This is a genomic window from Novimethylophilus sp. (assembly GCF_036504375.1).
Lineage (GTDB): Bacteria > Pseudomonadota > Gammaproteobacteria > Burkholderiales > Methylophilaceae > Novimethylophilus.
Window position 1 is genome coordinate 1 of record NZ_DASXVH010000035.1, and the last position, 26,451, is coordinate 26,451.

Annotated in this window: 30 protein-coding genes; 19 read left to right on the plus strand and 11 right to left on the minus strand. The window is 58.5% G+C overall.

All coding sequences use genetic code 11. From position 1 onward, the window contains the following. From VGK14_RS04565 to VGK14_RS04580, 4 genes are all read left to right on the plus strand, one after another. A partial coding sequence (locus VGK14_RS04565; RefSeq protein ID WP_331507746.1) for a c-type cytochrome occupies nucleotides 1-597 on the plus strand: 597 nt, incomplete at its 5' end. A gap of 27 nt (nucleotides 598-624) precedes the next feature. Then, nucleotides 625-2,226 carry a cytochrome c oxidase subunit I gene (ctaD, locus tag VGK14_RS04570; protein WP_331507747.1) on the plus strand — a complete coding sequence of 534 codons (1,602 nt, stop codon included), beginning with the start codon at nucleotides 625-627 and terminating at the stop codon, nucleotides 2,224-2,226. A gap of 144 nt (nucleotides 2,227-2,370) precedes the next feature. Beyond that, nucleotides 2,371-2,922 (plus strand): cytochrome c oxidase assembly protein, encoded by a 552-nt coding sequence (locus tag VGK14_RS04575; protein ID WP_331507748.1) that lies wholly within the window; start codon nucleotides 2,371-2,373, stop codon nucleotides 2,920-2,922. Between the two features lie 106 nt (nucleotides 2,923-3,028). Then, nucleotides 3,029-3,904 (plus strand): cytochrome c oxidase subunit 3, encoded by an 876-nt coding sequence (locus VGK14_RS04580; RefSeq protein WP_331507749.1) that lies wholly within the window; start codon nucleotides 3,029-3,031, stop codon nucleotides 3,902-3,904. A 43-nt stretch (nucleotides 3,905-3,947) separates the two neighbouring features. On the opposite strand, the gene VGK14_RS04585 is transcribed toward VGK14_RS04580, so the two are convergent. Beyond that, nucleotides 3,948-4,151, minus strand: coding sequence for a twin transmembrane helix small protein (locus tag VGK14_RS04585; RefSeq protein WP_331507750.1), 204 nt, complete (start codon nucleotides 4,149-4,151; stop codon nucleotides 3,948-3,950). A gap of 64 nt (nucleotides 4,152-4,215) precedes the next feature. On the opposite strand from VGK14_RS04585, the gene VGK14_RS04590 reads away from it, so the two are divergent. From VGK14_RS04590 to VGK14_RS04660, 15 genes are all read left to right on the plus strand, one after another. Next, on the plus strand, nucleotides 4,216-4,929 hold the full coding sequence (locus VGK14_RS04590; RefSeq protein WP_331507751.1) for an SURF1 family protein: 714 nt from the start codon (nucleotides 4,216-4,218) through the stop codon (nucleotides 4,927-4,929). Then, entirely contained in the window at nucleotides 4,926-5,519 is a 594-nt protein-coding gene (locus tag VGK14_RS04595; protein ID WP_331507752.1) for a hypothetical protein, read from the plus strand. The genes VGK14_RS04590 and VGK14_RS04595 overlap by 4 nt, the downstream gene beginning before the upstream one ends. Beyond that, complete coding sequence (locus tag VGK14_RS04600) at nucleotides 5,507-6,511, plus strand: COX15/CtaA family protein (RefSeq protein WP_331507753.1); 1,005 nt, start codon at nucleotides 5,507-5,509, stop codon at nucleotides 6,509-6,511. Before VGK14_RS04595 ends, VGK14_RS04600 begins: the two co-directional genes overlap by 13 nt. Next, complete coding sequence (cyoE, locus tag VGK14_RS04605; RefSeq protein ID WP_331507754.1) at nucleotides 6,508-7,416, plus strand: heme o synthase; 909 nt, start codon at nucleotides 6,508-6,510, stop codon at nucleotides 7,414-7,416. Before VGK14_RS04600 ends, cyoE begins: the two co-directional genes overlap by 4 nt. A gap of 143 nt (nucleotides 7,417-7,559) precedes the next feature. Beyond that, a complete protein-coding gene (locus VGK14_RS04610; RefSeq protein ID WP_331507755.1) occupies nucleotides 7,560-10,085 on the plus strand; it encodes a PAS domain S-box protein in 2,526 nt (841 codons plus the stop codon). Then, nucleotides 10,082-10,720 carry a response regulator transcription factor gene (locus VGK14_RS04615; protein WP_331507756.1) on the plus strand — a complete coding sequence of 213 codons (639 nt, stop codon included), beginning with the start codon at nucleotides 10,082-10,084 and terminating at the stop codon, nucleotides 10,718-10,720. Before VGK14_RS04610 ends, VGK14_RS04615 begins: the two co-directional genes overlap by 4 nt. 195 nt (nucleotides 10,721-10,915) lie before the next feature. Then, nucleotides 10,916-11,629, plus strand: coding sequence for an OmpW/AlkL family protein (locus VGK14_RS04620; RefSeq protein WP_331507757.1), 714 nt, complete (start codon nucleotides 10,916-10,918; stop codon nucleotides 11,627-11,629). A gap of 100 nt (nucleotides 11,630-11,729) precedes the next feature. After that, complete coding sequence (locus VGK14_RS04625) at nucleotides 11,730-12,317, plus strand: SCO family protein (RefSeq protein WP_331507758.1); 588 nt, start codon at nucleotides 11,730-11,732, stop codon at nucleotides 12,315-12,317. 118 nt (nucleotides 12,318-12,435) lie between these two features. After that, entirely contained in the window at nucleotides 12,436-13,872 is a 1,437-nt protein-coding gene (gene ccoN / locus VGK14_RS04630) for a cytochrome-c oxidase, cbb3-type subunit I (protein WP_331507759.1), read from the plus strand. Between the two features lie 29 nt (nucleotides 13,873-13,901). Beyond that, on the plus strand, nucleotides 13,902-14,654 hold the full coding sequence (gene ccoO, locus VGK14_RS04635) for a cytochrome-c oxidase, cbb3-type subunit II (RefSeq protein WP_331507760.1): 753 nt from the start codon (nucleotides 13,902-13,904) through the stop codon (nucleotides 14,652-14,654). Between the two features lie 26 nt (nucleotides 14,655-14,680). Further along, on the plus strand, nucleotides 14,681-14,830 hold the full coding sequence (locus tag VGK14_RS04640; RefSeq protein ID WP_331507761.1) for a cbb3-type cytochrome c oxidase subunit 3: 150 nt from the start codon (nucleotides 14,681-14,683) through the stop codon (nucleotides 14,828-14,830). A 23-nt stretch (nucleotides 14,831-14,853) separates the two neighbouring features. Beyond that, entirely contained in the window at nucleotides 14,854-15,783 is a 930-nt protein-coding gene (gene ccoP / locus VGK14_RS04645; protein WP_331507762.1) for a cytochrome-c oxidase, cbb3-type subunit III, read from the plus strand. A gap of 88 nt (nucleotides 15,784-15,871) precedes the next feature. After that, complete coding sequence (gene ccoG / locus VGK14_RS04650) at nucleotides 15,872-17,320, plus strand: cytochrome c oxidase accessory protein CcoG (protein WP_331507763.1); 1,449 nt, start codon at nucleotides 15,872-15,874, stop codon at nucleotides 17,318-17,320. A gap of 15 nt (nucleotides 17,321-17,335) precedes the next feature. After that, nucleotides 17,336-18,103: a FixH family protein gene (locus VGK14_RS04655; RefSeq protein WP_331507764.1), complete on the plus strand. Its 768-nt coding sequence runs from the start codon at nucleotides 17,336-17,338 to the stop codon at nucleotides 18,101-18,103. Between the two features lie 10 nt (nucleotides 18,104-18,113). Further along, a complete protein-coding gene (locus VGK14_RS04660) occupies nucleotides 18,114-20,519 on the plus strand; it encodes a heavy metal translocating P-type ATPase (RefSeq protein WP_331507765.1) in 2,406 nt (801 codons plus the stop codon). 3 nt (nucleotides 20,520-20,522) lie between these two features. Here VGK14_RS04660 and VGK14_RS04665 read toward each other — a convergent pair whose 3' ends face one another. The 10 genes from VGK14_RS04665 to glyS form a co-directional block, all read right to left on the minus strand. Beyond that, nucleotides 20,523-20,822: a type II toxin-antitoxin system RelE/ParE family toxin gene (locus tag VGK14_RS04665; RefSeq protein ID WP_331507766.1), complete on the minus strand. Its 300-nt coding sequence runs from the start codon at nucleotides 20,820-20,822 to the stop codon at nucleotides 20,523-20,525. Next, nucleotides 20,819-21,028, minus strand: coding sequence for an addiction module protein (locus VGK14_RS04670; protein ID WP_331507767.1), 210 nt, complete (start codon nucleotides 21,026-21,028; stop codon nucleotides 20,819-20,821). Before VGK14_RS04670 ends, VGK14_RS04665 begins: the two co-directional genes overlap by 4 nt. An 84-nt stretch (nucleotides 21,029-21,112) precedes the next feature. Then, the gene (locus tag VGK14_RS04675) at nucleotides 21,113-21,610 is read right to left on the minus strand and encodes a VOC family protein (protein ID WP_331507768.1); all 498 of its coding nucleotides are present in this window, start codon (nucleotides 21,608-21,610) and stop codon (nucleotides 21,113-21,115) included. A 169-nt stretch (nucleotides 21,611-21,779) separates the two neighbouring features. Next, the gene (locus tag VGK14_RS04680; protein ID WP_331507769.1) at nucleotides 21,780-22,271 is read right to left on the minus strand and encodes a hypothetical protein; all 492 of its coding nucleotides are present in this window, start codon (nucleotides 22,269-22,271) and stop codon (nucleotides 21,780-21,782) included. Between the two features lie 89 nt (nucleotides 22,272-22,360). Next, nucleotides 22,361-22,543 (minus strand): HNH endonuclease, encoded by a 183-nt coding sequence (locus tag VGK14_RS14590; protein ID WP_349257294.1) that lies wholly within the window; start codon nucleotides 22,541-22,543, stop codon nucleotides 22,361-22,363. Continuing rightward, nucleotides 22,476-23,030 (minus strand): homing endonuclease associated repeat-containing protein, encoded by a 555-nt coding sequence (locus VGK14_RS04685; RefSeq protein WP_331507770.1) that lies wholly within the window; start codon nucleotides 23,028-23,030, stop codon nucleotides 22,476-22,478. The genes VGK14_RS14590 and VGK14_RS04685 overlap by 68 nt, the downstream gene beginning before the upstream one ends. Before the next feature lie 76 nt (nucleotides 23,031-23,106). Then, on the minus strand, nucleotides 23,107-23,811 hold the full coding sequence (locus VGK14_RS04690; RefSeq protein ID WP_331507771.1) for a SprT family zinc-dependent metalloprotease: 705 nt from the start codon (nucleotides 23,809-23,811) through the stop codon (nucleotides 23,107-23,109). Nucleotides 23,812-23,821: 10 nt separating this feature from the next. After that, nucleotides 23,822-24,532, minus strand: coding sequence for a lysophospholipid acyltransferase family protein (locus VGK14_RS04695; RefSeq protein ID WP_331507772.1), 711 nt, complete (start codon nucleotides 24,530-24,532; stop codon nucleotides 23,822-23,824). Next, complete coding sequence (gene gmhB, locus VGK14_RS04700) at nucleotides 24,529-25,071, minus strand: D-glycero-beta-D-manno-heptose 1,7-bisphosphate 7-phosphatase (RefSeq protein WP_331507773.1); 543 nt, start codon at nucleotides 25,069-25,071, stop codon at nucleotides 24,529-24,531. Before gmhB ends, VGK14_RS04695 begins: the two co-directional genes overlap by 4 nt. 9 nt (nucleotides 25,072-25,080) lie before the next feature. Further along, nucleotides 25,081-26,451, minus strand: a 1,371-nt coding sequence (glyS, locus tag VGK14_RS04705) for a glycine--tRNA ligase subunit beta (RefSeq protein ID WP_331507774.1), incomplete at its 5' end; no start/stop codon positions are given.

Consider the following 26,451-nt stretch of genomic DNA (forward strand, 5'->3'; position numbering starts at 1 on the left):
GTGCTGCTGACTGCAAACGACGTGATCCATACCTGGTGGGTACCGCAGTTCGGCACGGCGCGCGATGCGATTCCGGGCTTCCTGCGCGAAACCTGGGTCAGGATCGAAGAGCCTGGCACCTACAAGGGGCAATGCAAGGAACTGTGCGGCAAGGGCCACGGTTTCATGCCGGTGGTGGTGAACGCCGTCTCCGATGCGGAGTTCAAGAAGTGGGCCGATTCCAAGAAGACGGAACTGGCGGCTGCGTCAGCAGGTGCCGATAAGGAATGGAACAAGGACGATCTGGTCGCACACGGCAAGGAAGTCTACGAAAAGAACTGCGCCGTTTGCCACCAGCCGGATGGCAAGGGCGTACCGCCTGCGTTCCCGGCATTGGCCGGCAGCAAAATCATCAATGGCCCGATCTTCGGCAAGGATGGCAAGCTCATCGCCGACAGCCATCTCGACCGCGTATTCAACGGCAAGAACGTGATGCCGGCTTGGAAAGGCGTGCTGAACGACGTGGACATCGCCGCTGTGGTTACCTACGAGCGCAATTCCTTCGGCAACAATCTTGGAGATATGGTACAACCGGCACAGGTCAAGGCATTGCGCTAAGGTCTGGAGCATAGAGGAGAGAGTGAAATGACAACTGCAACCGACGTACACGCTCACGACGATCACCATGCTCATCATCCTTCCGGGATCATGCGCTGGCTGACCACCACCAACCACAAGGACATCGGTACGATGTACCTGACGTTTTCGCTGATCATGTTTCTGGTGGGTGGTGCCATGATTCTCGGGGTGCGCGCCGAACTGTTCCAGCCCGGCCTGCAACTGATGAAACCGGAGTTTTTCAACCAGTTGATCGGCGTGCATGCGCTGGTGATGATTTTCGCCGCGCTGATGCCTGCCGCGACCGGTTTCGCCAACTGGCTGCTGCCGCTGCAACTCGGCGCGCCGGATATGGCGCTGCCGCGCCTGAACAACTGGGGTTTCTGGCTGTTGCCGCCGGCGGCGATCTTGCTTACCGCGCCATTCACGCTGGCATTGTTCGGTATCGGTGACGGTGCCGTGGCCACCGGCTGGACGCTTTATGCGCCACTGTCGGTGCAGGGCGGAATAGGTGTGGACTTCGCCATTTTCTCGATTCACCTGCTGGGAATTTCCTCGGTGCTGGGTTCGATCAACATTATCGTCACTATTTTCAACATGCGCGCGCCCGGCATGACGCTGTTCAAGATGCCGCTGTTCGCATGGGGCTGGCTGATTACCGCTTTCCTGCTGATCGCCACCATCCCGGTGCTGGCGGGGGCGGTGACCATGCTGCTGACCGACCGCCATTTCGGCACGCATTTCTTCGATGCGGCCGGCGGCGGCGACCCTATTCTGTTCCAGCACCTGTTCTGGTTCTTCGGCCATCCCGAGGTGTACATCCTGCTGCTGCCGGTATGGGGTTTCATTCCGCACATCATTTCGGCGTTTTCTCGCAAGCCTATTTATGGCTACAAGGCGCAGGTCTATTCCTTCTGGGCCATCGGCGTCCTGTCTGTCGTGGTATGGGCGCACCATTTCCTCACCGTGGGCATGCCGGTTCCGGCCTTGCTGTATTTCATGTACAGCACGATGTCGATCTCGCTGCCGCTGGCGGTGCTGTTCTTTTGCTGGATCGCCAATATGTGGAAAGGCTCGATGAGCTTCGAAACTCCGATGCTGTTTGCCACAGGTTGGGTCATCCTGTTCGGCATCGGTGGCTTGACCGGGCTGGTGCTGGCGGATGTCGCCGCGGATGCGCAATATCACCACTCCTATTTCGTGGTGGCGCACTTTCACTACACGCTGTTTGCCGGTGGCATCATGGGCGTGATGGCGGGCGTGTACTACTGGCTGCCGAAAATGACGGGCCGCATGTTTAACGAGAAGTTGGGCAAGCTGCACTTCTGGCTGACCGCAATCGCCTTCAACATGACTTTCATTCCGCAGTTCTTCCTGGGCTTGGCCGGCATGCCGCGCCGTATTCCGGACTACGCGCTGCAGTTCGCCGAGTTCAACATGATCTCGTCGATTGCGGCTTTCGTGCTTGGATTATCGCAGCTGATTTTTGTCTACAACATCATCATGTGTGTGCGCGGCAACGGCGAGAAGGCTGCCGACAAGCCATGGGAGGGCGCGGAGGGCCTGGAATGGACGCTGCCATCGCCGCCGCCGTACCATAGCTTCACGGAACAGCCTGTAGTCAAGTAACAGTTTGAGTGGCGGGTGTGCAAGCGTCCGCCCATCATGTATGAATGACCGGCAACAGCAGAAGCGCAGCGTCAGACTGGCGGTGGCTCTCGGAGTGTCCGCGCTGGTATGGTATCTACTCGCGGTGCTGGTGGTGATACGCTGATGAAAGACAGTGCAGACAAGGATGCAGCCAACCGTCGTCTGGTAGTGAAGTTGCTGTGGGTGATTGCCGGAGCAATATTATTCACCATCGCTCTGGTGCCGCTTTACAACGTGATGTGCCAGGTGACGGGCTTTAACGGCAAGACAAAAGGAACGGCTGAGCAGGCGTCGAAGTCCATGAAAGTGGACCAGTCGCGCTGGATCACGGTGGAATTCACCAGCAATGTCATGCCCGGGCTGGCATGGGACTTTTACCCCAGGCAGGCCAGCATGAAGGTGCATCCCGGCCAGATTGAATTGGCGACGTATGTAGCCAAGAATGTCGCCAACCGGGCTGTGGTCGGGCAGGCGATTCCCAGCGTGAGCCCCGGGCAGGCTTCGCTTTATTTCAAGAAGATAGAGTGCTTCTGCTTTCAACGCCAGGCATTGAAGCCGGGGGAAACGAAGGAAATGCCGCTGACGTTTTTCGTCAGCCCGGACCTACCGAAAAACATAGAAACCATTACGTTGTCATATGCGTTCTATAGTGCGGTGAAGCAAACGACGGATTAAACATGCCGTCTTGATGGATGCTTGAACAGCAAGGCAAGGACCAGCCGGTGGAACAGGGAGCCAGCGGCGGGAAAACTGAACATAAAACCGAAGAGGAGTATTAAGCATGGCGACTGAAGTGCAACATTACTACGTGCCTAATCCAAGCCCGTACCCGTTCATTCTTTCGACCGGGCTCTTGCTGCTGACGTCCGGGTTTGTCTTGAATATCAACCGTTACGCGCCTGGCGGCTGGATGATGCTGCTGGGTTTGCTGTGCGTGCTGTATGTGTTGTACGGTTGGTTCGGCCGCATCATCAGCGAGAGCGAAAGCGGCGAATACAAGAAATGGGAAGACAGATCGTTTCGCATCGGCATGATCGTCTTCATCTCGTCCGAAGTGGCGTTTTTTGCGGCTTTCTTCGGCGCGCTGTTTTTCATGCGCAGCATCGCGATACCGGAACTGGCCAGCTTCGACCAGGACTTCACGATGTACAAGGGCTTTACCGATGCCTGGCCTTCGGCCGGCCCTGGCGGAACGGTGCTGGGACATGCTTACGACGTGCCCAGGTTTACGCCGATGGCGGCCTGGGGTATTCCGGCGATCAATACGCTGATTCTGCTCTCCTCCGGTGCTACGGTGACCTGGGCGCACTGGGGCTTGCTCAAAAATAACCGCACGCAGCTGATCGCCGGCTTGGCGTTGACGGTCGCGCTGGGTATCACCTTCCTGTGCCTGCAGGCGTTCGAATATCACCATGCTTATACCGAGATGGGGTTGACGCTGGGAACCGGCGCTTACGGTGCGACATTCTTCATGCTGACCGGCTTCCACGGCTTTCACGTCACGCTGGGCACCATCATGCTGATCGTGATTCTGCTGCGCAGCATGAAAGGTCATTTCACTTCCGACCACCACTTCGCTTTTGAAGGGGTGGCCTGGTACTGGCACTTCGTGGACGTGGTCTGGCTGTTGCTGTTCGTGCTGGTGTACTGGCTGTAACAGCCGAATGAGTGAAGGGCGATGCCGAAAAGCATCGTCTTTCTTATGCGTGCGGCTGGCCGATCAGCCCCAGCTTGAAACCGATCAGCAGCAAGATGAACAGCGCGATTGATAATGAAATGCGCAGCGTCAATGCCCTGGCGGTGCGCTCGCCGCGGCCCTTGTCCTTCATCATGTAAAACAGGGCCGAGAACAGGCTGGCGAGTATCAGCGCCAGCATGATCAGAATGATTATTTTGGTCAGCATAATGAACCTCGCGTAAAAGTTGTTCGATTATGCTGCTCCCCCGGAGGCTTGGCAATTAGAACCCGTGAAATATCAATTCCGTCCCCAGTTGATGCCTACCATCGCCGCCGTGCTGCTCATCATCGGCATGGTCAAGCTCGGCTTCTGGCAGTACGGAAAAGCGCAGCAGAAAATGGCGCTGCAAGCGGCTTTCGATCTGCGCCTGCAAGAAGCTCCGGCGGCATTGCCGGAAACGGTCGCCAATATTGAACAATGGCGCTATCGCCGTGTTCGCAGCAAAGGCGAATACGAGCCGCGCTATCAGATATGGCTGGATAACCAGGTGGATAATGAAAATGCGGGTTATCACGTGATTACCCCTTTCCGCGCCGAAGGCAGCAACACGCTGGTGCTGGTGGACCGAGGCTGGATTCCGATGGGAGACCGCAGTCGACTGCCGCAGATCGAAACGCCCAAAGGAACTGTCGAGGTGGAAGGATTTGCCTGGGTGCCGTCAACCAAGTTTTATGAATTGAGTCCGCCCGTGCAATCCGGCGGCTGGCAGTTGCTCTGGCAGAATATGGATATAAGCCGCTACGCCAAATCGGTACCGTTTGCCGTGCTGCCCTTCGTGGTGCGGCTGGATGCCGCCAGTGCGGCAGGCGGTTTTGCGCGCAACTGGCCAAAGCCCGCCGAAAGAATCGAAACCAATATCGGCTATGCATGGCAGTGGTGGGGCTTCTCGGTGGCGTTGGCATTGATCTGGCTGTTCGTCAACCTGAAAAGAAAAAGCCCATGAGCGAACAGCGCAAAGGCCGTTTCATGCTGGTGATGCTGGTGCTGGTGTTCGCGCTCCCGGTGCTGGGTGTGGTGATATTGCATAGCGCGGATTGGCGTCCGGGCGGCAAGAGCCACGGCGAACTGATGCAACCTTCGCGCGCGCTGGATTTCCCGCTGCTGAATACGGCCGGGAATAAACCATTCACAGCACCGGATTGGCATCGCAAATGGCATATGGTTTACATCACCGCTGCTACCTGCGATCAAAACTGTCGTGATGCGCTGCATACGATGCGCCAACTGCATGCGTCGCTGGCCAAGGAAATAGACCGTATAGAGCGCGTATGGCTGATCGCCGGCGCCGTGCCCACAGATCAGGTGAGCCAGCTGCGGCAGGTGCAGCGGGACTATCCCGATCTGATCGTGCTGCCGGATGCGGCCGCTTTGACGACGCAATTCAATCTGTCGCATAGCCAGGCCGCCAGTGGTGAACGTGTCTATCTGGTCGATCCGATGGGACATCTGATGATGAGTTACCCACGCGGTGCGGACCCCTATGGCATGCGCAAGGATTTGGTGCGGGTGTTGACCTATTCATGGACGGGCTGAAGGTGATGCAGCGGGACGTAATCCAACGGCGCTATGACCGGCTGGTGCTGGCGGCGGCGCTGCTGGCCCTGGTTGCCGTCGTGCTGGGGGCTTATGTGCGCTTGTCCGACGCCGGCCTGGGCTGTCCCGACTGGCCCGGCTGCTACGGCCATTTGACGGTGCCTCACAGCGAGGCCGCGCAGCAGGCGTATCCGGCCAAGCCGCTGGAAGCGCATAAAGCCTGGAAGGAAATGGTGCACCGGTATTTTGCCGGCACGCTGGGATTGCTGATCGCCGCGATCTGCTTCACCGCCTGGCGCGGTCGCGGACGTCTTGCCGCCTCGCCTGCCGTGCCGACGCTGTTGCTGGCGTTGGTCGCTTTCCAGGCCGTACTGGGCATGTGGACGGTGACCCTGCTGCTCAAGCCGGCGATCGTCAGCCTGCACTTGCTCGGCGGCATGGCTACGCTTGCACTATTGGTATGGCTAGCAAGCTCGCGCTGGCTGGCCTCGACCCCGGACAGCCTGCAACTGGCGCCATGGGCCATGCTCGGTCTCGCCGTACTGGGGTGCCAGATCGCGCTGGGAGGGTGGACCAGTTCCAACTACGCGGCGCTGGCCTGTACCGATTTTCCGTCCTGCCACGAGGCATGGTGGCCCAGCATGGATTTCCCCAGTGCTTTCCACCTGGCGCGCGAGCTCGGCATGAACACTGATGGCAGCCGACTATCGATGGATGCGCTGACGGCCATTCACGTCACTCACCGTATCGGAGCGCTCGCGGTTTTTATCTATCTGGGCTGGCTCGGCAGCCGGCTGCTGCATGCACCGGGGCTGCGGCCGCTGGGAATCGGCCTGCTCGGCTTGCTGCTGGTGCAAATAGGGCTTGGGGTCAGTAATGTCGTATTCAGCCTGCCATTGCCCATCGCGGTGGCCCACAATGCCGGCGCGGCGCTGTTGCTTGCTGCGCTGGTGGTGATAAACTCAAAATTGCTTAGGGGAGGCTCTCCATGACCAGCGCTACGATCACCATGAACCTGCAGCGTTTAAGCATCAACTGTCGCAGTTTCTTCTTGATGTGCAAACCGCGTGTGACTGCGCTGATCGTTTTTACCGCGCTGATCGGTATGTTCCTGGCCACACCCGGCATGCCGCCGCTGGATTTGCTGGTGGCTGCGACCATCGGCATCGCGCTGGCATCCGGTGCCGCGGCTGCGTTCAATTGCCTGATCGAACAGAAAATAGATGCGCTGATGGCACGCACCCGCAGCCGGCCGCTGCCTACCGGTCAGGTGAGCTCGGTGCAGACGGCCGTTTTTGCAACCGTCGTCGGCGCGCTGGGTCTGGGAATTCTTTATTCATACGTCAATCCGTTGACGATGTGGCTGACGTTCGGCACCTTTCTCGGCTACGCGGTGATCTATACCGTGTTTCTCAAACCCGCCACGCCGCTCAATATCGTCATCGGCGGAGCGTCCGGCGCGATGCCGCCGATACTGGGCTGGGCAGCGGTATCCAATGCGATTTCGCCGGAAGCCTTGATTCTGTTTTTGATCATTTTTGCCTGGACCCCGCCGCATTTCTGGGCCCTGGCGCTCTATCGCCGCAATGAATACGCCAATTCGGGTTTGCCGATGCTGCCGGTGACCCATGGCGAGGAGTTCACGCGCTTGCATATCCTGCTGTACACGATCATTCTCGTCGCCGTGACATTGATGCCCACCGGCAGCGGCATGAGCGGGTGGATTTACCTGGTGTCCGCAGCAGTGCTGGACGCGATTTTCCTGGTTTATGCGGTACGCATCTATCGCGAATACAGCGACGCTCTCGCGCGGCGCACTTTCCGCTACTCGATCCTGTATCTGACCCTGCTGTTCGCGGCATTGCTGCTCGATCACTATTTCCGCATTCCTGTTTAGCCGGCGGCGGCATTCAAGTTGTTATGCCCACGTCATGGGACTGGTCTTTGCAGCTGTTTTTCAGGAAAAATGGTAACCTTTCAGGTTTGATATGATGCGCAAGCTTGCCCCGGCTTACCGAGGCAGGGTGTCGCATCAATGCCATGGCTACCGCTGACTTCTTCTCTTTTCGCAGTTTACCCGGCTGGCTTGGGGCGCCGGTTCTCTCCGCACTGACGCTCGCGGTTTCATTGTGCGTAACCTATGGGTTATGGCAGAGCGCGCGCCACGATGCTGCCCAGAATCTTCAGACCCTTTTCGATTTTAGCGCAGATGAAACCCTGGGCCTGATCGAGCGCCGAGTGGCAGCCTATAAACAGGTGCTGAGGGGCGTGCAGGGGTTGTTCGCCAGTTCGGGAAGCGTCGAAGAGGATGCATTGCGCCGTTATGTAACCGCGCTGCGCCTCGCCGAACGTTATCCGGGAATGCTGGGCGTGGGCTATGTGCCGGTGTCAGCGGAAATGCGGAACCGGCCCAGCAATCTTCCCAAAGGGCAGGAAATTTTCATACCCGTCGGCCAGGCTGAGACTTTTACCGGCGAAAGCATTCGCCTTCTGGAGCGCACGCTGCATAGCGATCCAACCTTGCGGTTGGCGCTGATGCCGGCCCGGGATTCGGACAGCGTCATTATTTCCAGCAAAGTCACCTTTGCGCGCAAAGCCGGCGGCAAGATGCAGCCGGGCTTTATGCTGCTGGTTCCGGTCTATGGGCAAGATCAGCCGCACGATACGGCTGCAGCGCGACGCGCCAATATCCTCGGCTGGGTATATGTCCCGGTTCGCATCGGCGACGCGATGGCCGGCATCAATGAAAAACATGCTTCAGAGCTGGATTTCGAAATTTATGACGGCGATGCGGCGACGGAAAATGCGCGGATGTATGATGACGATGGGGTACCGGTAGGAGAAAAACCGGGCGTCCCACGCCTTAGAAGTATCAAAACCATTACGGTTGCCGGGCATCCCTGGACCCTGGTGGTGAGCTCCCTGCCGGCATTCGAGGCGCGTCTTAACAAGGAAAAACCGCAGCTCGTAGCGTTTGTCGGCATCGTCTTGAGCCTGATGCTGACGCTGCTGGGCTGGTTGCTGGTCACCGCGCGCGCGCGTGCGCTCGCGCACGCCACCGCGATGACCCGGGAGTTGAGAGACAGCGAGGAGCATTTTCGAACTTATTTCGAGCGGTCCATGGTGGGAATGGCTACCACCAATGTGGAGAAAGGCTGGATCAAGATCAACGACACCCTGTGCCAAATCCTTGGCTATGCGCGCGACGAACTGATGCGTCTGGCCTGGGAACGGCTGATTTATGCCGAAGATCTCGCTGCGGATATGGCGCAGTCCGACCGCCTGCGGAAGGGTGAAATCGATAGTTATACGACGGACAAACGGTTCGTGCATAAGGACGGCCATCTGGTCTATACCCGCCTTTCCGTACGTAGCATCCGCAACAGCCACGGCGATATCGATTACATCATGGTGCAGGTAGAGGACATCACCGAGGGAAAGGCCGCCCGCGATCGCGATCACTTGCTGATTTCCGCATTGGAAGCCGTCGGCAACTGCGTGATCATTACCGACCCGAATTCACGGGTGGAATGGGTTAATCAGGCGTTCGAAAGGCTCACCGGGTATCGTCGCGAGGAGGCTTTGGGCCGGCGGTCCGGCGGCTTGATGAAGTCCGGAATGTACGGCCGCGGTTTTTACGAAACGATGTGGCGGACGATTTTGGCCGGCAAGGTGTGGCGCGGAGAAATCGTGAACCGCCGCAAGGACGGCAGCCTTTATTACGACGAACTGGTGATCGCGCCGGTCAAGAATGCGGTGGGCGAGATATGCAATTTCGTTGCCGTCAACCAGGATATTACCGAGCGTAAACAGATCGAGGAGGAGATCCGCAGGCTTAACAATGTGCTGGAGCAGCGCGTCAACGAGCGCACCGCGGAGCTGACCAGCGCCAACACTCGGCTGCGCGACATGACACACAGGCTGATCGAGGTGCAGGAGGTAGAGCGGCGCCGGTTGGCGGGGGAGCTTCACGACAGGATAGGGTCCAATCTCACCGCCATCGGTCTCAACCTGCGCCTCATGGAGAATGCCGCTTCATCCGATATCGATACCGAAACGGCCGACCGCGTGGCCGATTGCGTGGCGCTGGTCGAGGACACCATGGTGTGCGCGCGCGACATCAGCGCCGATCTTCACCCCGCTACGTTAGACTATGTCGGTTTGCTGCCGGCTTTGGAAGAATTCGGGGAAAAGTTTGAGCGCCGCACCGGAATTGCCATCGAGGTGAAGGAAATTGGCCGACGCATCCGTCTGCCCGCCCAGATCGAAATCGCCCTGTTCCGCATTGCGCAGGAGGCTCTGACCAACTGCGCCAAGCATGCCAAAACAAAATTGGTGACGATAGCGCTGGAGATCACCGCCAGGCGCGTGATATTTTCGATTGCGGATACCGGCGAAGGTTTTGATGTGACCAGGCTGGGCGTCGACGGCGACAAGCCCGGACTGGGTCTGTTGTCGATGCGCGAGCGGGCCGAGGCAATTGGCGGCCAGCTGAGAATAGAGTCCGTGCCGGGGCGCGGCACTACCATCGTAGCCGAAACGATCTTGACCGGGGAATTGCAATGACCATAGATGTGATGCTGGCGGACGATCACAAGATTCTGCGCGAAGCATTGCGCTCCGTGCTTGAGCGCGAAGCCGATATTTCCGTTGTGGCCGAGGCCAGCGATGGCATGGAAACCTTGCGTATCGCCAAGGAAACGATGCCGAGGATCGTCGTGATGGATATCGGTATGCCGGATATGGGTGGGATAGAGGCGACCCGGCGCCTGCATGCCGAAAATCCTGATATCAAGGTGTTGGCCTTATCCACTTTTTTCGATCGCCGCATCGTGATGCAGATGCTGGAAGCCGGGGCCAGCGGCTATGTCGCCAAGTCGGCCGGTGGTGATGAGCTGCTGCGTGGAATTCGCGAAGTGGCGGCGGGAAAAACCTATCTTTCTCCCGAAATCGCCGCTGTGGTAATCGACGGCGTGAGAGGAAGAAAGGGGGCGGGCGAGAATGAACAGCTGGGGCGGCGCGAGCACGAAGTGCTGGCCCTGCTGGCCGATGGCAAAACCTCGTATGAGATAGGTGTCCGTCTGCATATCGCCACCAGCACGGTAGACGTCCATCGCCGCAATATCATGCGCAAGCTCAATCTGCACAGCGTGGCCGAACTCACCAAATATGCCGTCCGCAAAGGTATTGTCACAAACTGACTTTACCGGATGCACCGGCGTTTTATTCATACCTGGCCTCTTCAATCGTTTTGCCTGGACTGTTAATTACCATGTTTCCGGTAATGAAAATACATATTTAATGGTATTTATACATCTATATCCTTTGATATAGAATGCCCCTTGAAAATTTAAGTTTATTAATGGGTTTTTTCGAAGATTAATGGAGGCTATGGGATGAAAAAAACAATGTTGGCATTGGCTGTGGCAGCAGCCTTCGCTCCTGTGTTGGCTATGGCGGAAGCCGGCGATATCGTGGTGCGCTTGCGAGCAACGCATGTTGCACCGGATGAAGACAGCCGACTTGGCACGCAAACCGACAGGACATACGGTGCCGGTACTGCGGCTGCCGTGTATGGAAGTGCCGGTGCCGAACTGAGAGTGGATAGCAATACCATTCCAGAACTGGATTTCTCCTACTACATCACCAAGAACATTGCGGCCGAGCTGATCCTGGCATTGGGTACACGCCATGATGTCAGCGTTTCCGGGTCTGGTGGTCTCCAGACGAAGCGTGGGTTGGGAAGCGTAAATCTTTTGCCTCCCACCCTGACCGTCCAATGGCACTTCATGCCGGATCAGACTTTTGATCCCTATGTCGGAGCAGGTTTGTCTTATGTCCGCGCAATGGATAATGGCCTGACCTGGCATGGCACGGTCGGTAATTTGCCGATCCGCATTGACCGCAATAGCTGGGGCCCGGCAATTCAGGCGGGTTTCGACGTCAATCTGCAAGACAAGTGGCTGGTGAATTTCGACGTCAAGAAGATCTGGTTCGATACCGATGTCAAATTGAACGCGCCTATCCTGGGCAAGACCGGCTACCAGAAGATCGACAGTCTCGATATCGACCCTTGGGTCATTAGCGTGGGGGTAGGCAAAAAGTTCTGACGGCATAAATTATGTTTTAATGCATCTCCTTGATGTTGCCTTTCCCCCACCAAGCGCCGGTGGGGGATTTTTCGAGATACGGCGCTAAGGAGAGGCGTAGATGCGGAGTTTGGTTTTGGTCATCCTGCTGTGCGGCCTGCTGGGTTGCTCGGCCAAGCAGCAAAGTTCCGCTGCCCCGTTTGTCGGCACGGATGTCAGTGGTGCCAGGCTGGGTGACGATCTTGGCTTGGTCGACCATAACGGGCAGTTGCGGCATTTGTCGGATTTCAAGGGCGATGTGGTGGCGCTGTTCTTCGGCTACACCCACTGCCCGGATGTCTGTCCGACGACGATGGCGGATCTGGCCAAGGCCACCAGATTATTGGGCGCTCGCAGCAAGTCGGTGCGGGTGTTGTTCGTCACGCTCGATCCGGCGCGCGACACTGCGGAAGTGCTCAGGCACTACGTGCCGTCGTTCGATCCGGGCTTTATCGGATTGCGGGGCGATGAAGCGGGCACAAAGAAAGTGGCGCAGGATTTTAAAATTTTCTACTCCAGACAGGAGTCGGCGTCAAAGGCGGGATATAGCTTGGACCACAGTGGTGGGGTCTATATATTTGACAAGAAAGGCAATTTGCGCGTTTATCTGAATTTCGGGCAAAAACCTCTTGATATCGCCCATGATTTCAAGCTGTTGCTGGACGAATAAGGCACGCTTTTCGAGGCGGTGGTGCTTGGCATATACTTACAGATTTTCTGGATTCGCCAACTCGCCGCAGATTTTGTGACGTATGGTTGAAGATTTGAGTCTTAAAAGGAGTGAGGGAATGGCAACGGTGAGTGTCGCGGCGAATGAGCAATACGATTATGATATTGTCAGAAAATTCGCCATAATGACCCTGGTGTGGGGGGTGGTCGGAATGCTGGTAGGGGTCTATATAGCCTCCGAACTCGCATTTCCGTTTCTTAACTTTGATATTCCCTATATCACTTTCGGCCGTTTACGCCCGGTCCATACCGGCGCCGTAATTTTCGGTTTTGGTGGCAGCGCGCTGTTCGCTACTTCCTACTACATTGTCCAACGTACCTGTCAGGCGCGGCTGTTCGGCGGCGGGCTGGCGAATTTCACCTTCTGGGGCTGGCAGACGATTATCGTGCTGGCGGCGCTCGGCGACGTGCTGGGCTATTCCCAAGGTCGCGAATATGCCGAAATGTGCTGGCCGATCGATCTGCTGATCGAGGTGGTATGGGTATCTTACATGGCGGTGTTCATCGGTACACTGATGAAGCGCAAGCAGGAGCACATCTACGTCGCCAACTGGTTCTACCTGGCGTTCATCCTGGCGACCGCTCTGCTGCATACCTTCAACAATCTTGCGGTGCCGTTAAGCCTGTTCTCGCTGGAATCCTACAGCCTGTTTGCCGGCGCGCAGGATGCAATGACGCAGTGGTGGTACGGCCATAACGCGGTGGGCTTCTTCCTCACCGCCGCCTTCCTCGGCATGATGTACTACTTCGTGCCCAAGCAGGCCGGGCGTCCGGTGTATTCCTACCGTCTGTCCATCGTCCACTTCTGGGCGCTGATCTTCCTCTACATGTGGGCGGGTACCCACCACCTGCACTGGACCGCGATTCCCGACTGGACCTCGACCCTGGCCGCAACTTTCTCCATCATGCTGCTGCTGCCTTCCTGGGGCGGCATGATCAACGGCATCATGACGTTGTCCGGCGCCTGGGACAAGCTGCGTACCGACCCGGTGATGCGCTTCCTGATCGTGTCGCTGTCGTTCTACGGCATGTCCACCTTCGAAGGCCCGATGATGTCGCTGAAGGACGTCAATGCGCTGTCCCATTACACCGACTGGACCATCGGCCACGTCCACTCCGGCGCGCTGGGCTGGGTGGCAATGATTACCTTCGGCGCTTTCTATCACATGGTTCCACGCCTGTGGAATACGCAAATCTACAACAACAAGCTGATCAACGTGCATTTCTGGCTGGCGACCATCGGTATCCTGCTGTACATCACCTCGATGTGGATCTCCGGCATCATGCAGGGCTTGATGTGGCGCGCTTTCGATGACTTCGGCAACCTGCAGTATTCGTTCGTCGAGTCTGTTGCCGCAATGCATCCGTTCTATGTGATGCGCGCGCTGGGCGGGGTGTTCTTCCTCTCCGGCATGGTGCTCATGTGCTACAACATGTACAAGACCATCAAGCAGGGCAGCGCGATCCCGGCCAATGCTGCCGTTGCCGCCGCCTGAACGGACAAGTCGAGATTACTGGAGCTGAAATGAAACACGATAAGATAGAACGCAACCTGGGTCTGATGCTGGTGTTCACGATGCTGGCCATCAGCGTCGGCGGCCTGGTTGAAATTGTGCCGCTGTTCTTCATCAAGGACACGGTGGAAAGCGTCAAGACCGCGGACGGCAAGGATATGGTCCGCCCTTATTCACCGCTGGAACTGCGTGGGCGGGATATCTATGTGCGCGAGGGCTGCTATCTGTGTCACTCGCAGATGATACGCCCGTTCCGCGATGAGGCCCTGCGCTATGGACATTATTCGCTGGCGGCGGAATCCAAGTACGACCACCCGTTCCAATGGGGCTCCAAGCGCACCGGCCCCGATCTGGCGCGCGTCGGCGGCAAGTATTCCAATGACTGGCACGTGCAGCACTTGAACGCGCCGCGCTCCATGGTGCCGGAATCGGTGATGCCCAACTATCCCTGGCTGCTCAAAACACCGCTGGATACGTCTGACGTCAGTTTGCGCTTGGCTGCGCTGCGCGTGACCGGTGTGCCGTATTCCAAGGGCGAGGCGGAATACAAACAGAATGTCGCAACGTTTGGAGAGAATGTCGCCAAGACCCTGCGCATCGAAGATGCCGAAGCCAACCTGCGCCAGCAGGCCGCAACTGGCAACTACGACAACAACCCGAACGACGTCACCGAAATGGATGCGCTGGTCGCCTATCTGCAAGTGCTGGGCACGATGGTCGATTTCAAGCAGTTCGATGACGACTATTTCGTCAAATTCCGCTAAGGGGAATATGCCGTATGGAATGGTTAATGTGGTTTACCAGGTTTGAAAACACCAAGCCGCTGGCGCTGGTGATCTTCTTCACCGTGTTCTGCATGATCCTGTTCTACCTGTTCGGTAGCAGCCAGCGTGGCATGAGGCTGGAAAGCCACAAGAACATTCCGTTGCAAGACGACTAATGCAGATTTAAGGGATCGTAATCATGAGTCAAGATCAAAAGCAAAACGTACCAACTACCGGCCATGTCTGGGATGACGACCTTCAGGAAGCGACTAATCCGCTGCCCAACTGGTGGCTGTGGACGTTTTATCTCACCATTGTGTTTGCCGTTATCTACTGGGTGCTTTACCCGGCCTGGCCGATCGGCAAGACGTTTACCAAGGGTGTGGGCAATACCATCAGCTATACGGCCAGAACTACGGACGGCAAGGAAGTGCAGAAGACCACCCACTGGAACATGCGCTCCAAGCTGATGGCGGAAATGAACGAAGCGCAGGCGGCGCAGAAGAAATACATCGTCAAGGTGGCGGCCACGCCGCTGGACCAGATCCCCAAGGATGCCGAACTGATGCAGTTCGTGCAGTCTTCCGGCAAGACGCTGTTTTCCGACAACTGTGCAGCCTGCCACCAGGCCGGCGGCCAAGGCAAGCTGGGGCTGGCGCCCAACCTGGTGGACGACAGCTGGATCTATGGCGGCAGCTACGACAAGATCCAGCAGACCATCTCTGGCGGCCGCAACGGCATGATGCCTGCTTTCAAGGGCGTACTGTCCGACGACAAGATCAACCAGGTTGCCAATTACGTGCTGAGCCTGTCCGGCGAGCCGCATGATGCGCAGGCCGCAAAGGCCGGCGATGCGATTTTTCATAACGAAGGCGGCTGCGTGGTCTGCCACGGCCCCGATGCGAAGGGCAATCAGGACATCGGTTCGGCCAACCTCACCGACAGGATCTGGCTGTGGGCCGACGTGCCGGGCCAAAGCACCGCGGAAGGCAAGCTCGACGAGGTGCGCAAAGTCATCACGGGCGGCGTGAGCCGCGGCAAGATGCCGGTCTGGAGCGGTCGTTTGACGCCGGAACAGATCAAGGTGCTGACGGTGTATGTGCACGACACGCTGGGCGGCGGCAAATAATTATCGCCAGCATCGGTAGTCTTAAGAAACTTATGCAAAGGCTCGCGTTCGAACGTGGGCCTTTGCTCTTTTAGGATTCAACAAAGTTATGTCGGAAACAGGGTCGTTGTACCAGAAGCGCATTCCCATCTATACGCGCTCGGTCAAGGGCAAGTTCAGGAATTTCAAGACTGCCGTACTGGTGCTGGCATATACGGTGTTCTTTGCCTTGCCGTGGCTGCCCTGGCAGCGCAGCAGCGCAGCCAGCCAGGCGGTGATGTTCGACCTGGAGTCGCGCCGCTTTTTCATTTTCGATCTGGTGGTCTATCCGCAGGATATTTTCTGGCTGGCGTTGCTGCTATTCATCGCCGCGGTATTGCTGTTTTTCGTCACCGGCCTGATCGGGCGGGCATGGTGCGGCTATTTCTGTTTCCAGACGCTGTGGATGGACTGTTATATGTTCATCGAACACATGATTCAGGGCGAACGTCCGGCCCGCATGCGGCTTGCCAAGCAGCCATGGAATCCGGAAAAGATACTCAAGATCGGCGGTTCCCATGCGGCGATGATACTGGTCGGATTATGGACAGGCTTCACCTTCGTCGCCTACTTTACCTTCGCGCCGCAGTTCTTTGCCGATTTCTTCAGCGGCCAGGCGCACCCCACCGGGTATTTCGCGGTCGTCGTGCTGGGCCTGTGTACCTATGTCGCCGGCGGCCTGGCGCGCGAACAGATCTGTATTTATGTTTGTCCTTACGCGCGTTTCCAGAGCGTGATGTACGAGCAGGATACGCTGGCGCCCAGCTACGATACGCGGCGCGGCGAAGGCAGCGCGGGCCGGGCGATCCCGATCGAAGGCTTGCGCACGCAGGAAGAGCGCCAGGCCAAAGGCCACGGCGACTGCATAGATTGCGGTTTCTGCGTGCAGGTGTGCCCGACCGGCGTGGATATCCGCAAAGGCTTGCAATACCAGTGCATCTCCTGCGGCCTGTGCATAGACGCCTGCAATACCATCATGGATTCGCGAGGCTGGAAACGCGGCCTGATCCGTTACGATTCGGAACGCAACCTGAGGAGCGAAACACCGGCCAAACCCCACCTGAAGTGGAAAAACCTCAAGGTGATCGGCTATGCCTTGGCCTTGCTGGTCATGACCTCGGCGCTGGTTTTCAGCATAGGCACGCGCAGCGATGTGGAAGTACGCATCCAGCAGGTGCGCCAGCCGCTGTATGTGCACTTGTCGGACGAGAAAATACGCAACCGCTATGAAGTGCATATCGTCAACAAGACCGAGCGCGAGGAAACCTACGAGCTCAAGGTGCGCGGTATTCCGGAAAGCGCGCTGGCAATAGGCGCGGGAGCTAATCCCGCGATTATCCGTGCCGGCAAGGATGTCAAACTGGCGGTCAAGGTCGACCTGGACGAGCATCTGGCCGAAAAAACTCGCGAGTTCGAGTTCGTGATTCATGCCCGCGCCACACCGGACCAGGCGGTTGTGCGCAAGGTCAATTTCTACGCCGAGCATCAGGAGCATCATGATGAAACCGGCCATCAATAACGCCGAGGTTTGCTGATGTCTTTCACCGAAACCCTATTCGGCGGCCTGCTGGCCGTCATCGCGCTATTTTTCCTGGCACGCCGCCTGGGCCTGTCACATTATTGGAGCGCTATTCTTTCCGCCGCGCTACCGTTCCTGGCGTATCTCGGCTTCAGCATGAGCAGAGGTGTCGGCGGCGATGTGCTGGCGATCCACCTCGTGGTATTCATGGTTACGGCGGCGGTGCTGGGCGTGTTCGGCAACATGCAGCGCAAGAAGGAATCCATGCATTGGGCCCCCCGGTTGCTGATTGCTTTCTTCATTGTGCTTGCGGTGCTGATGGCCGGGTTTCTATCGATTGCGATGAACGGCCTGCCGGATCAACTGGCGAAGTGGGTCATGCCCGGGCATCAAGCCATGCATACAGGCTTTCCTGGCGCGGTGCCGCACGAACGCAACCAGCTTTATGAGCCGCATTTGCAGCGCCTCGAGCAGCAGCGCAACCTGGGGTGGAAAGTCGAAGTAAAGGGATTCGATGCCTTGCGCGAAAACAAGCCTGCGGCGGTACTGGTAAGCGTCAAGGATAAGCAGGGCCATGCAGTGGACAGCGCCAAGGTCACCCTGGATTTATGGCGCATGGCCAACAGCGCGGACGACCGCCGGCTGGAGCTGACCGCTCAAGGCAGCGGCAGCTACGGCATTCAGACCAGCCTTGCCGATGCCGGCAACTGGATCGCAGAAATTTATATCGAGCGCGGCCAGGATAGCTACCTGATGCAACAGCCGATCACCGTCTCCGAATAGAGTTTTACCCGTGACCGTGGCGTCATCCTGCTACCACTGCGGTCTGCCTGTCCCGGAACCAGTCGATTTCAGCATCGATATCCTGCATGAGCCGCGCAGCCTGTGCTGCCATGGTTGCCTGGCGGTGGCGCAGGCCATCGTCGACAACGGCCTCGACGATTATTACCGCTACCGTACCGAGATGCCGAGGACGGCCGAGGATCTGGTGCCTGACGAACTGCGCAAGCTGGAACTCTATGATCATCCCGAGGTGCAGAAAAGTTTCGTCCGCGAGGAGGGTGCGCATCTCAAGCAGGCTTCGCTGATCCTCGAAGGCATCACCTGCGCTGCCTGCATCTGGCTCAACGAACGCCACCTCAAGCAGCTGCCGGGCATCAAGGAAGCCAGCGTCAACTACGCCTCGCATCGCGCCCGGATATCCTGGGACGACAGCGTCATCAAGCTCTCCGCCATCCTCGCCGAAATCCGCAAGCTGGGCTACCAGGCGCACCCGTTCAACGTGCAGCAGCAGGAGTCGCTGCGCCGGCAGACACGCAAGCTGGAATTCCGCCGCCTGGCGGTGGCCGGGCTGTCGGCGGGCCAGGTGATGATGCTGGCGGTGGCGCTATACGCCGGGGCAGCGCAGGGCATGGAGGCCGCCACCGCCGCGCTGCTGCGCTGGTTCAGCCTGCTGATGACGATGCCGGCGATGCTGTATTCCGCGCTGCCGTTCTACCAGTCCGCGTGGATCGCGCTGAAGCGCGGCCAGGTCAACATGGATGTGCCGATCACGCTGGGTCTGCTGGCGGGGTTTGTCGGCAGCCTGTGGGCGACGCTGCAGAACCAGGGCGTGGTGTACTACGACACGCTGACCATGCTGATTTTCTTCCTGCTGGTGACGCGTTTCCTGGAGCGCAACGCGCGCGAAAAATCGGTGGAGGCCGCCGAAAACCTGCTGCGCCTGGCGCCGGCCATGGCGACGCGCTTGGACGCCGACGGCCAGAGCGCGCTGGTGCCGGTGATGGAGTTGGCGCCGGGCGACCTGATCCTGGCCAAGCCCGGCGAAACCATTGCCGCGGATGGCATGGTGGAGGACGGCGCCAGCAGCGTCGACGAATCGCTGCTGACCGGCGAAAGCCGGCCTTTACCCAAAGCAGTTGGCGACAAGGTGGTGGCCGGCAGCATCAATTACCAAAGTCCGCTGACGATCAAGGTCACCGAAGTCGGCGAGAACACCGTGCTGGCCGGAATCGCGCGGCTGCTGGACCGGGCGCAGGCCGAAAAGCCGCGCATGGCGCAAACCGCCGACCGGCTCGCGGCATGGTTCACTTATGTGCTGCTGTCGGTGGTTGCCGTCGCAGGGCTGGCGTGGTGGCATTTCAACCCCGCCAAACTATTTGAGGTCGTGCTCTCGGTGCTGGTGGTGAGTTGCCCCTGTGCGTTGTCGCTGGCAGCGCCGGCCGCGTTCGCTGCCGCCGGTTCGCACCTGGTCAAGCGCGGCGTGCTGCTGACGCGCGGCCATGCGCTGGAAACGCTGGCCCGGGTCACCCATATCGTGTTCGACAAGACCGGCACGCTAACCGAAGGCAAGCCGATGCTGGTCGAACAGCATGCCCACGGTGCGCTGGACCGCACGCAATGCCTGCAACTGGCGGCCAGCCTGGAGCAGGCGTCCGAGCACCCGCTGGCGCAGAGTTTCCTCAAGGCGGTGGATAAACGCCAGCCGCAACCGGTGCAGGGCGCGCAAAACCTGCCCGGCCAGGGCGTGGCCGGCACCGTGAACGGCATTCGCTACACACTGGGCAATGCTGCGCTGACGCCGCATTTGTATCTGCCCACTGTCGAAAGCCAGCCGGGCGCGACCGTAGTCTGGCTGTGCGATGCGACGCAGGCGCTGGCGACTTTCGTGCTGGCCGATGCGCCGCGGCCGCATGCCGCGGAACTGGTCGGCTGCCTGCGCGCCGAGGGCGTGCAGGTGTCTATGCTCAGCGGGGACGCGCCGGAAGCCGCAGCCTGGCATGCCGCCCGTCTGGGCATTGCCCAGGCCCAGGGTGGACTGTCACCGGAGCGCAAGCTCGAGGAACTGCATAACATGCAGGCGCAGGGTGCGGTTGTCGCCATGGTCGGCGACGGCATCAACGATGCGCCGGTGCTGGCCGGCGCGCCGGTTTCCATCGCCATGGGCAGCGGCACGCAGATGGCGCGCACCTCGGGCGACATCGTGCTGCTGTCCGAAAACCTGATGGAAATCCTGCACGCGCGCCATATGAGCCGCTTCACGATGAACGTGATCCGGCAGAACTTCGTCTGGGCGCTGGCTTACAATCTGGTCGCGGTGCCGGTGGCGGTGGCCGGGCATTTGTCGCCCTGGCTGGCGGCGCTGGGGATGTCGGTGAGTTCGCTGGTGGTGGTGCTGAACGCGTTGCGGCTGCGTTGAATTTTAATTGATTTTTTGTAGCGCTTTAACGGTCCGCGTAGGTTTTTGCCGACAGTCCAGCGCGCGCCAGATTTCGATGATTTCGCCGTTCAGTCGGTAATAGATGGCGTAGGGAAAACGCTTGGAGAGTGCGCGGTAGTATCCGAAGAATTGCTGATGGATACCGGCATGAAGTAAAAGCGAGTCAATATCGGAAAACAAGGTATCGAGGAAATAGACGCCGAGGCCTTGCTGTTGTCGTTCGTAGAACTGTTTTCCTGCGTCGAGATCCTGAATCGCGATGCTCAGGATATTGATTTTCATGCCTTGCCGTCGCGCAACGCTTTCTTGGCCGTTTCCCAATCGATAAAATCGGCTTGGCCCGAGGTGCGGGCATGCTCGGCCTCATTCAGCGCATCGCCATGCCATTCGGGAGATGGAAAAGGTGTTATGTCGTGCGCCAAATCATCCCACAGGGCTTCCATCATGCGCAGTTTTTCCGAGCGCGTAAGCTGTGCAAGGGCTGACATAGATAGCTCCTAGAGTAATGCTGAAATTGTAATGATTATTACAGCATCAGGCCAGCACGGATAACTTTGGACAATGCTTGCGGGCTATCCCGCATATGCCCGCTTTAGCGCCTCGATGTCGATTTTCTTCATCTGCAGCATGGCCGTCATCGCTCTTTCCGACTTTTGATAGTCGGGGTCGGTGAGCATCTCGACCAGAACGCGCGGAACGACTTGCCATGAAACGCCGTATTTGTCCTTGAGCCAGCCGCACTGCTGCGCGCGTTCGTCCCCGCCTGCGGACAGCTTGTCCCAGTAGTAGTCCACTTCCGCTTGGGTTTCGCAGTTGACCTGCAACGAGATCGCTTCGTTGAACTGGAAAGTCGGGCCGCCGTTGAGCGCGGTGAATTTCTGCCCGTCGAGTTCGAATTCGACGGTCAGCACGGAGCCTGCCGACTTGCCGTGGATATCGTGTCCGGCTTCGCCATAGCGGGAAACGAGGATTACCCTGGAATTGGCAAAGATCGCGGTATAAAACGCAACCGCCGGTTCGGCTTGATCATCGAACCACAAGCACGGGGTGATCCTTTGGATGGTTGGCATGGTGTTTCTCCTTGTCATGGGTAGCGGCTACTTGTGACAAGTCTAGACAGTTGGAGGTTGTCATCGTTCTGACGCGGCGAGTATCTGGGCGTAGGGTGAGAGGTATCTCAACCAGGCCGGGGTTGCCCGGCGGCAAGTTGCTTTATTTTGCTTGTCCAGTCTATACAGCTTATGACAAAGCTTGCCGTACTTCCTGTTCAATTCTCCGCTGCTCTATGCCGTCGAGTGCCTCACCAAAGGCTACTACGAAAGGGTGCAATAATTTTTTTGCTTTTTGTACCTTTATACGTAGTGCCCTGATTTCTAGTACAAGCGAGGCTCTCGTTTCGGCCTGGGCTACCTGTTCAATGTGGTCAATTAGCACGCGGTGGATGAGAGTGTTTCGCGCAGCCAATGCTTCTTCAAGAGCTGTTTCTATTCCTTCACTTACCATGACATGCTTTTTCAATAAAACGATGAGTTGACCTGCGGTCTTCTTGTCTTGATTCTCAAGAATTAACGAAACTTTTGTCGGATCAAGACCGGCGGCTCCAAGACGCGCGAGATGAAAAAGAAGCAGTGCTACGCCGAATTCGAAGCCTTGGCAATCCATTAGTCCGGCACCTGCCTCGAACAGCAGCGGTTGGAGTAACTCCTTTTTTCGGGTATCGAAATCGCTCATTGTCGGAGCAGTGTTTTCATGAGGCCCAAAGTGCGAATTCAGCGGACGGCAAAAAGTGCGGTTTCTTGACGGTCCTCTGCAATGACTTGTTAGCCGGGATGGACGTTGGATTTGCCAAGGTTGCACATCGAGCAAAGTGTTTGCAGATTTTCCAGAACCGTTTCGCCGCCCTTGCTCCACGGGACTATATGGTCAACGTGAAGTTCAACACCAAGTGATATAGCTGGACTTGCTCCGCAAGCGCAGCAAGTGACGGTCTCGCTGCAATACATGCCACCGAAGCCTAAGGGATGGGTCGCGCCCTGACTTTGGTTGGTTTTCGCCTTTTTCTAGAACTGGTGGCGCTTCAGTGCCACCAGCATTTGCATACTCAACGAACGCTTCTAAGGCCGCACGCCATGAGCCAAAACGTCTGTTGTAAGGGCTTTGCGAAATTGCTGATGGTGGTTTTGCAAGCTCACTACGTCGGGGTTGCCGACCATAGTGTTGCCAAAGCGCCAAAATATTCTCGAATAACCGATCATCGGAAATATTGACTTCATTCGAGACAGTAAGTCCGGCTGTGAGTAGCGCCTCATTCCAAGAGCCAAAGCGGCTCGCGATAGTGGACTCATCGTATTGGCCGTATTCTCGGTATTTCGGTATAGATACTGTTGAAGCGCCGAGCATTTTGGCAACGAGTTTCAAGTCAATGAGAAGTTCAGCGTCATCTACTGGCTGCCCAGAAACGCGGGACAATTCAAAATTGATTGATGTCATGTGTCGCTCCGAGGGCTAAGAGGGCTAACATAATTAGACCTCATTATGCACCAAAGCCCGCTTCATTTATGTGGATTTATACCAAATGCAGCTGCGCCGACAATACCTTCAACTCCTGCCTCGCCGTACTGTAATTCGGGCACAGCTTTTCCACCCAGGCCCAGAACTTCGGGCTGTGGTTCATTTCCTTTAAGTGCGCCAGTTCGTGCGCGACGACGTAGTGGATGATGTGCGGCGGGGCCTGGATCAGGCGCCAGTGCAGGCGGATTTCGCCTTTGGAGTTGCAGCTGCCCCAGCGCGTTTTGGCGCTGGAAAGGAAGAGTGCCGTGGGCGTCACGCCCAGCTTGGCGGCGAGCAGTTCGATGCGGCGGGTGAAATCGGCGAGGGCCTGTTTGCGGTACCACTGGGTGACTTTGCGCTGCACGGCGGCGGTGTCGTTGGGGTTGGGTTGGGAAATATAGAGCGTGGCGCCGTCGAACTCGAACATGCGGTTGCGGGCATCCTGGTGCAGGCAGAGGCGGATGTCCTGGCCGAGGTGCAGCAATGGTGCGCCATCTGTCCACTCCATCGGTGCGGGCGCCCGTTCCCGCAGCGCGAGCTTGCTCAGTATCCACGCCGATTTCTCATGCAGTAGTTTCTCGACGTTGGACCACGCCGCGCACTTGGGGATGTGTACGGTCAATCCGCGCTCGTCGATGCGCAAGCCTATGGTGCGGCGGTTCGCGCTGACCTTGAGGGTGTAAGGAATGGGTCCTGTCGGAAGTTGCAGCAGCTTTTCCATGGTGCCTGCGCTACAGGCTCTTCAGCCGCGGCATTTCGGCCGCGATCCAGGCCTCGACCTGCTTGTTCAGCGCATCGGGCTTCATGCCCTGGGTGGCGATGGGTTGGCCGATGCTGACGGTGATGGTGCCGGGCTTTTTCAGGAAGCTGTTCTTGCCCCAATGTTCGCCGGCGTTGAGCGCGACCGGCAGCGCCGGCGTGCCGCTATGCGCGGCGAGCCAGGCGCCGCCGATATGGAACTTGCCCATCTCGCCCGGGGCGATGCGCGTGCCTTCCGGGAACACCACCACGCAAAAACCTTTGGCCAGCCGGTCCTTGCCCTGTTCCACCAGCTGCTTGAGCGCCTCGCGCCCCGCCGAGCGGTTTATCGCGATCGGGCTGGTGAGCGCCAGGCCCCAGCCGAAGAACGGCAGCCACAGCAATTCGCGCTTCAGCACCCATACTTGCGGCGGCAGGATTTTCTGAAAGGCCAGCGTCTCCCAAGCCGACTGGTGTTTGGACAGCACTATGCACGGCTCTTTAGGAATGTTGTCGGCACCGATCACGCGATAGCGGATGCCGCAGGTGAGCGTGAGCCACCACAGCATGCTGCGCGCCCAGATGGTGATGATGCGGTAGCGCCGCTGCGGCGACAGCGGAAAAATCAGCAGGATCAGCGTGCAGAACACCGGCGTGAACAGCCACTGCCCGAGCGCGAAAATGAACGAGCGCAGCCAGATCATGCGTGCCGGTTGATGATGAATTTGGCCGCTTCGGCGAGGTCGGCGAACACCTGCGTGCCTTCCGGCAAGCCGCCCGCGGCCAGGGTGGCTTCGCCCTTGCCGGTGCGCACCAGGATGGGCAGCGCGCCCAGCGGCATGCCGGCCTGCAGGTCGCGCAGCGAATCGCCGACGCTGGGCACGCCTTCGAGATCGACGCCGAAACGGCGGGCGATTTCTTCGAACATGCCGGGCTTGGGCTTGCGGCAGCTGCAATTGGCTTCTGCTGCATGCGGGCAGTAAAACAGCGCGTCGATACGCCCCCCGGCCTGGGCCAATGCCCGCTGCATCTTGTCGTGGATGGCGTTGAGCGTGGTCATGTCGAACAGGCCGCGGCCGATGCCGGACTGGTTGCTCGCCAAGGCAATGCGGAACCCCGCCTGATTGAGCGCCGCGATGGCTTCCAGGCTGCCGGGAATGGGCTTCCATTCGGCGGGGCTTTTGATGAATTGCGTGCTGTCGTAGTTGATGACGCCGTCGCGGTCCAAAATAACGAGTTTCATGCCGTCAGTTTATGCCGCGAGCTTGGAAATGTCAGCCACGCAGTTCATCGCCTGATGCAGAATCGCCAGCAGGCCGAGGCGGTTGGCGCGCAGCGCGGGGTCTTCGGCATTGACCATCACGTGGTCGAAGAAAGCGTCCACCGGCGCCTTGAGCGCGGCCAGGGCCTGCAGCGAGGCGGCATAGTCGCCGTGCTCGAAGGCGGCGTCGGCCTGCGGTTTTACTGTGGTTAACGTCTGATACAGCGCGACTTCGGCGGATTCCTTGAGCAACGCGGCATCCACTTGGGCTTCCACCGCACCTTCGGCCTTTTTCAGGATGTTGCCGACGCGCTTGTTGGCGGCGGCCAGGCTTTCGGCTTCGGGCAGTGCGGCGAAAGCGCGCACGGCGGCGAGGCGCTTGGCGATGTCGCCGAGGTTCTGCGGGCGCAGCGACAGCACGGCATCGGCTTCCTGCGGGCTGTAGCCCTGTTCGCGCAGCGAGCCCGACAGGCGCTCGTAGATGAAGTCAGCCAGCGGCTGGGTGGGATCGGTAATCTGGCTGCCGAATACGGCAGCAGCCTGTTGCAGCAGGGTGTCCAGCGAGAGCGCCAGATCCTTTTCGCTCAACATGCGGATGACGCCCAGCGCGTGGCGGCGCAGCGCAAATGGATCCTTGTCGCCGGTCGGGATCTGGCCGATGCCGAACATGCCGACCAGGGTTTCCAGTTTGTCGGCCAGCGCGACGGCGATGCCGGTCTGGTTGCGCGGCAGGCTGTCGCCGGCGAAACGCGGCTTGTAATGGTCTTCGATGGCGTCGGCAATGTCTGCCGACAGGCCATCGTTCCTGGCGTAGTAGCCGCCCATGATGCCTTGCAACTCGGGAAACTCGCCGACCATGTCAGTCAGCAGGTCGACCTTGGACAGCTGCGCGGCTTTATCCGCGCTGGCGGCAAGTGCCGCACCGCCCAGTTGCTGGCCAATGGCGTGGGCGATTTTCCTCACCCGCTCCATGCGTTCGCCCTGGGAGCCCAGCTTGTTGTGGTACACCACCTTGTCCAGTCCGCCGATGCGCGATTCCAGCGTCTTTTTGCGGTCCTGATCGAAGAAGAATTTGGCGTCGGCCAGGCGTGGGCGGACGACTCGTTCATTGCCGCCGACGACAGCCGAAGTATCGGCGGGGCGGATGTTGGAGACGATCAGGAATTTGTTGGTGAGGCGGCCATGCGCGTCCAGCAGCGGAAAATATTTCTGGTTTGCTTTCATCGTCAGGATCAGACATTCCTGCGGCACCTCCAGAAATGCCTGTTCGAACTGGCCCAGCAGCACGTTGGGGCGCTCGACCAGCGCGGTGACTTCATCCAGCAGGGCATCGTCGGCTATGGGTTGCAGTTTTTCCCTGGC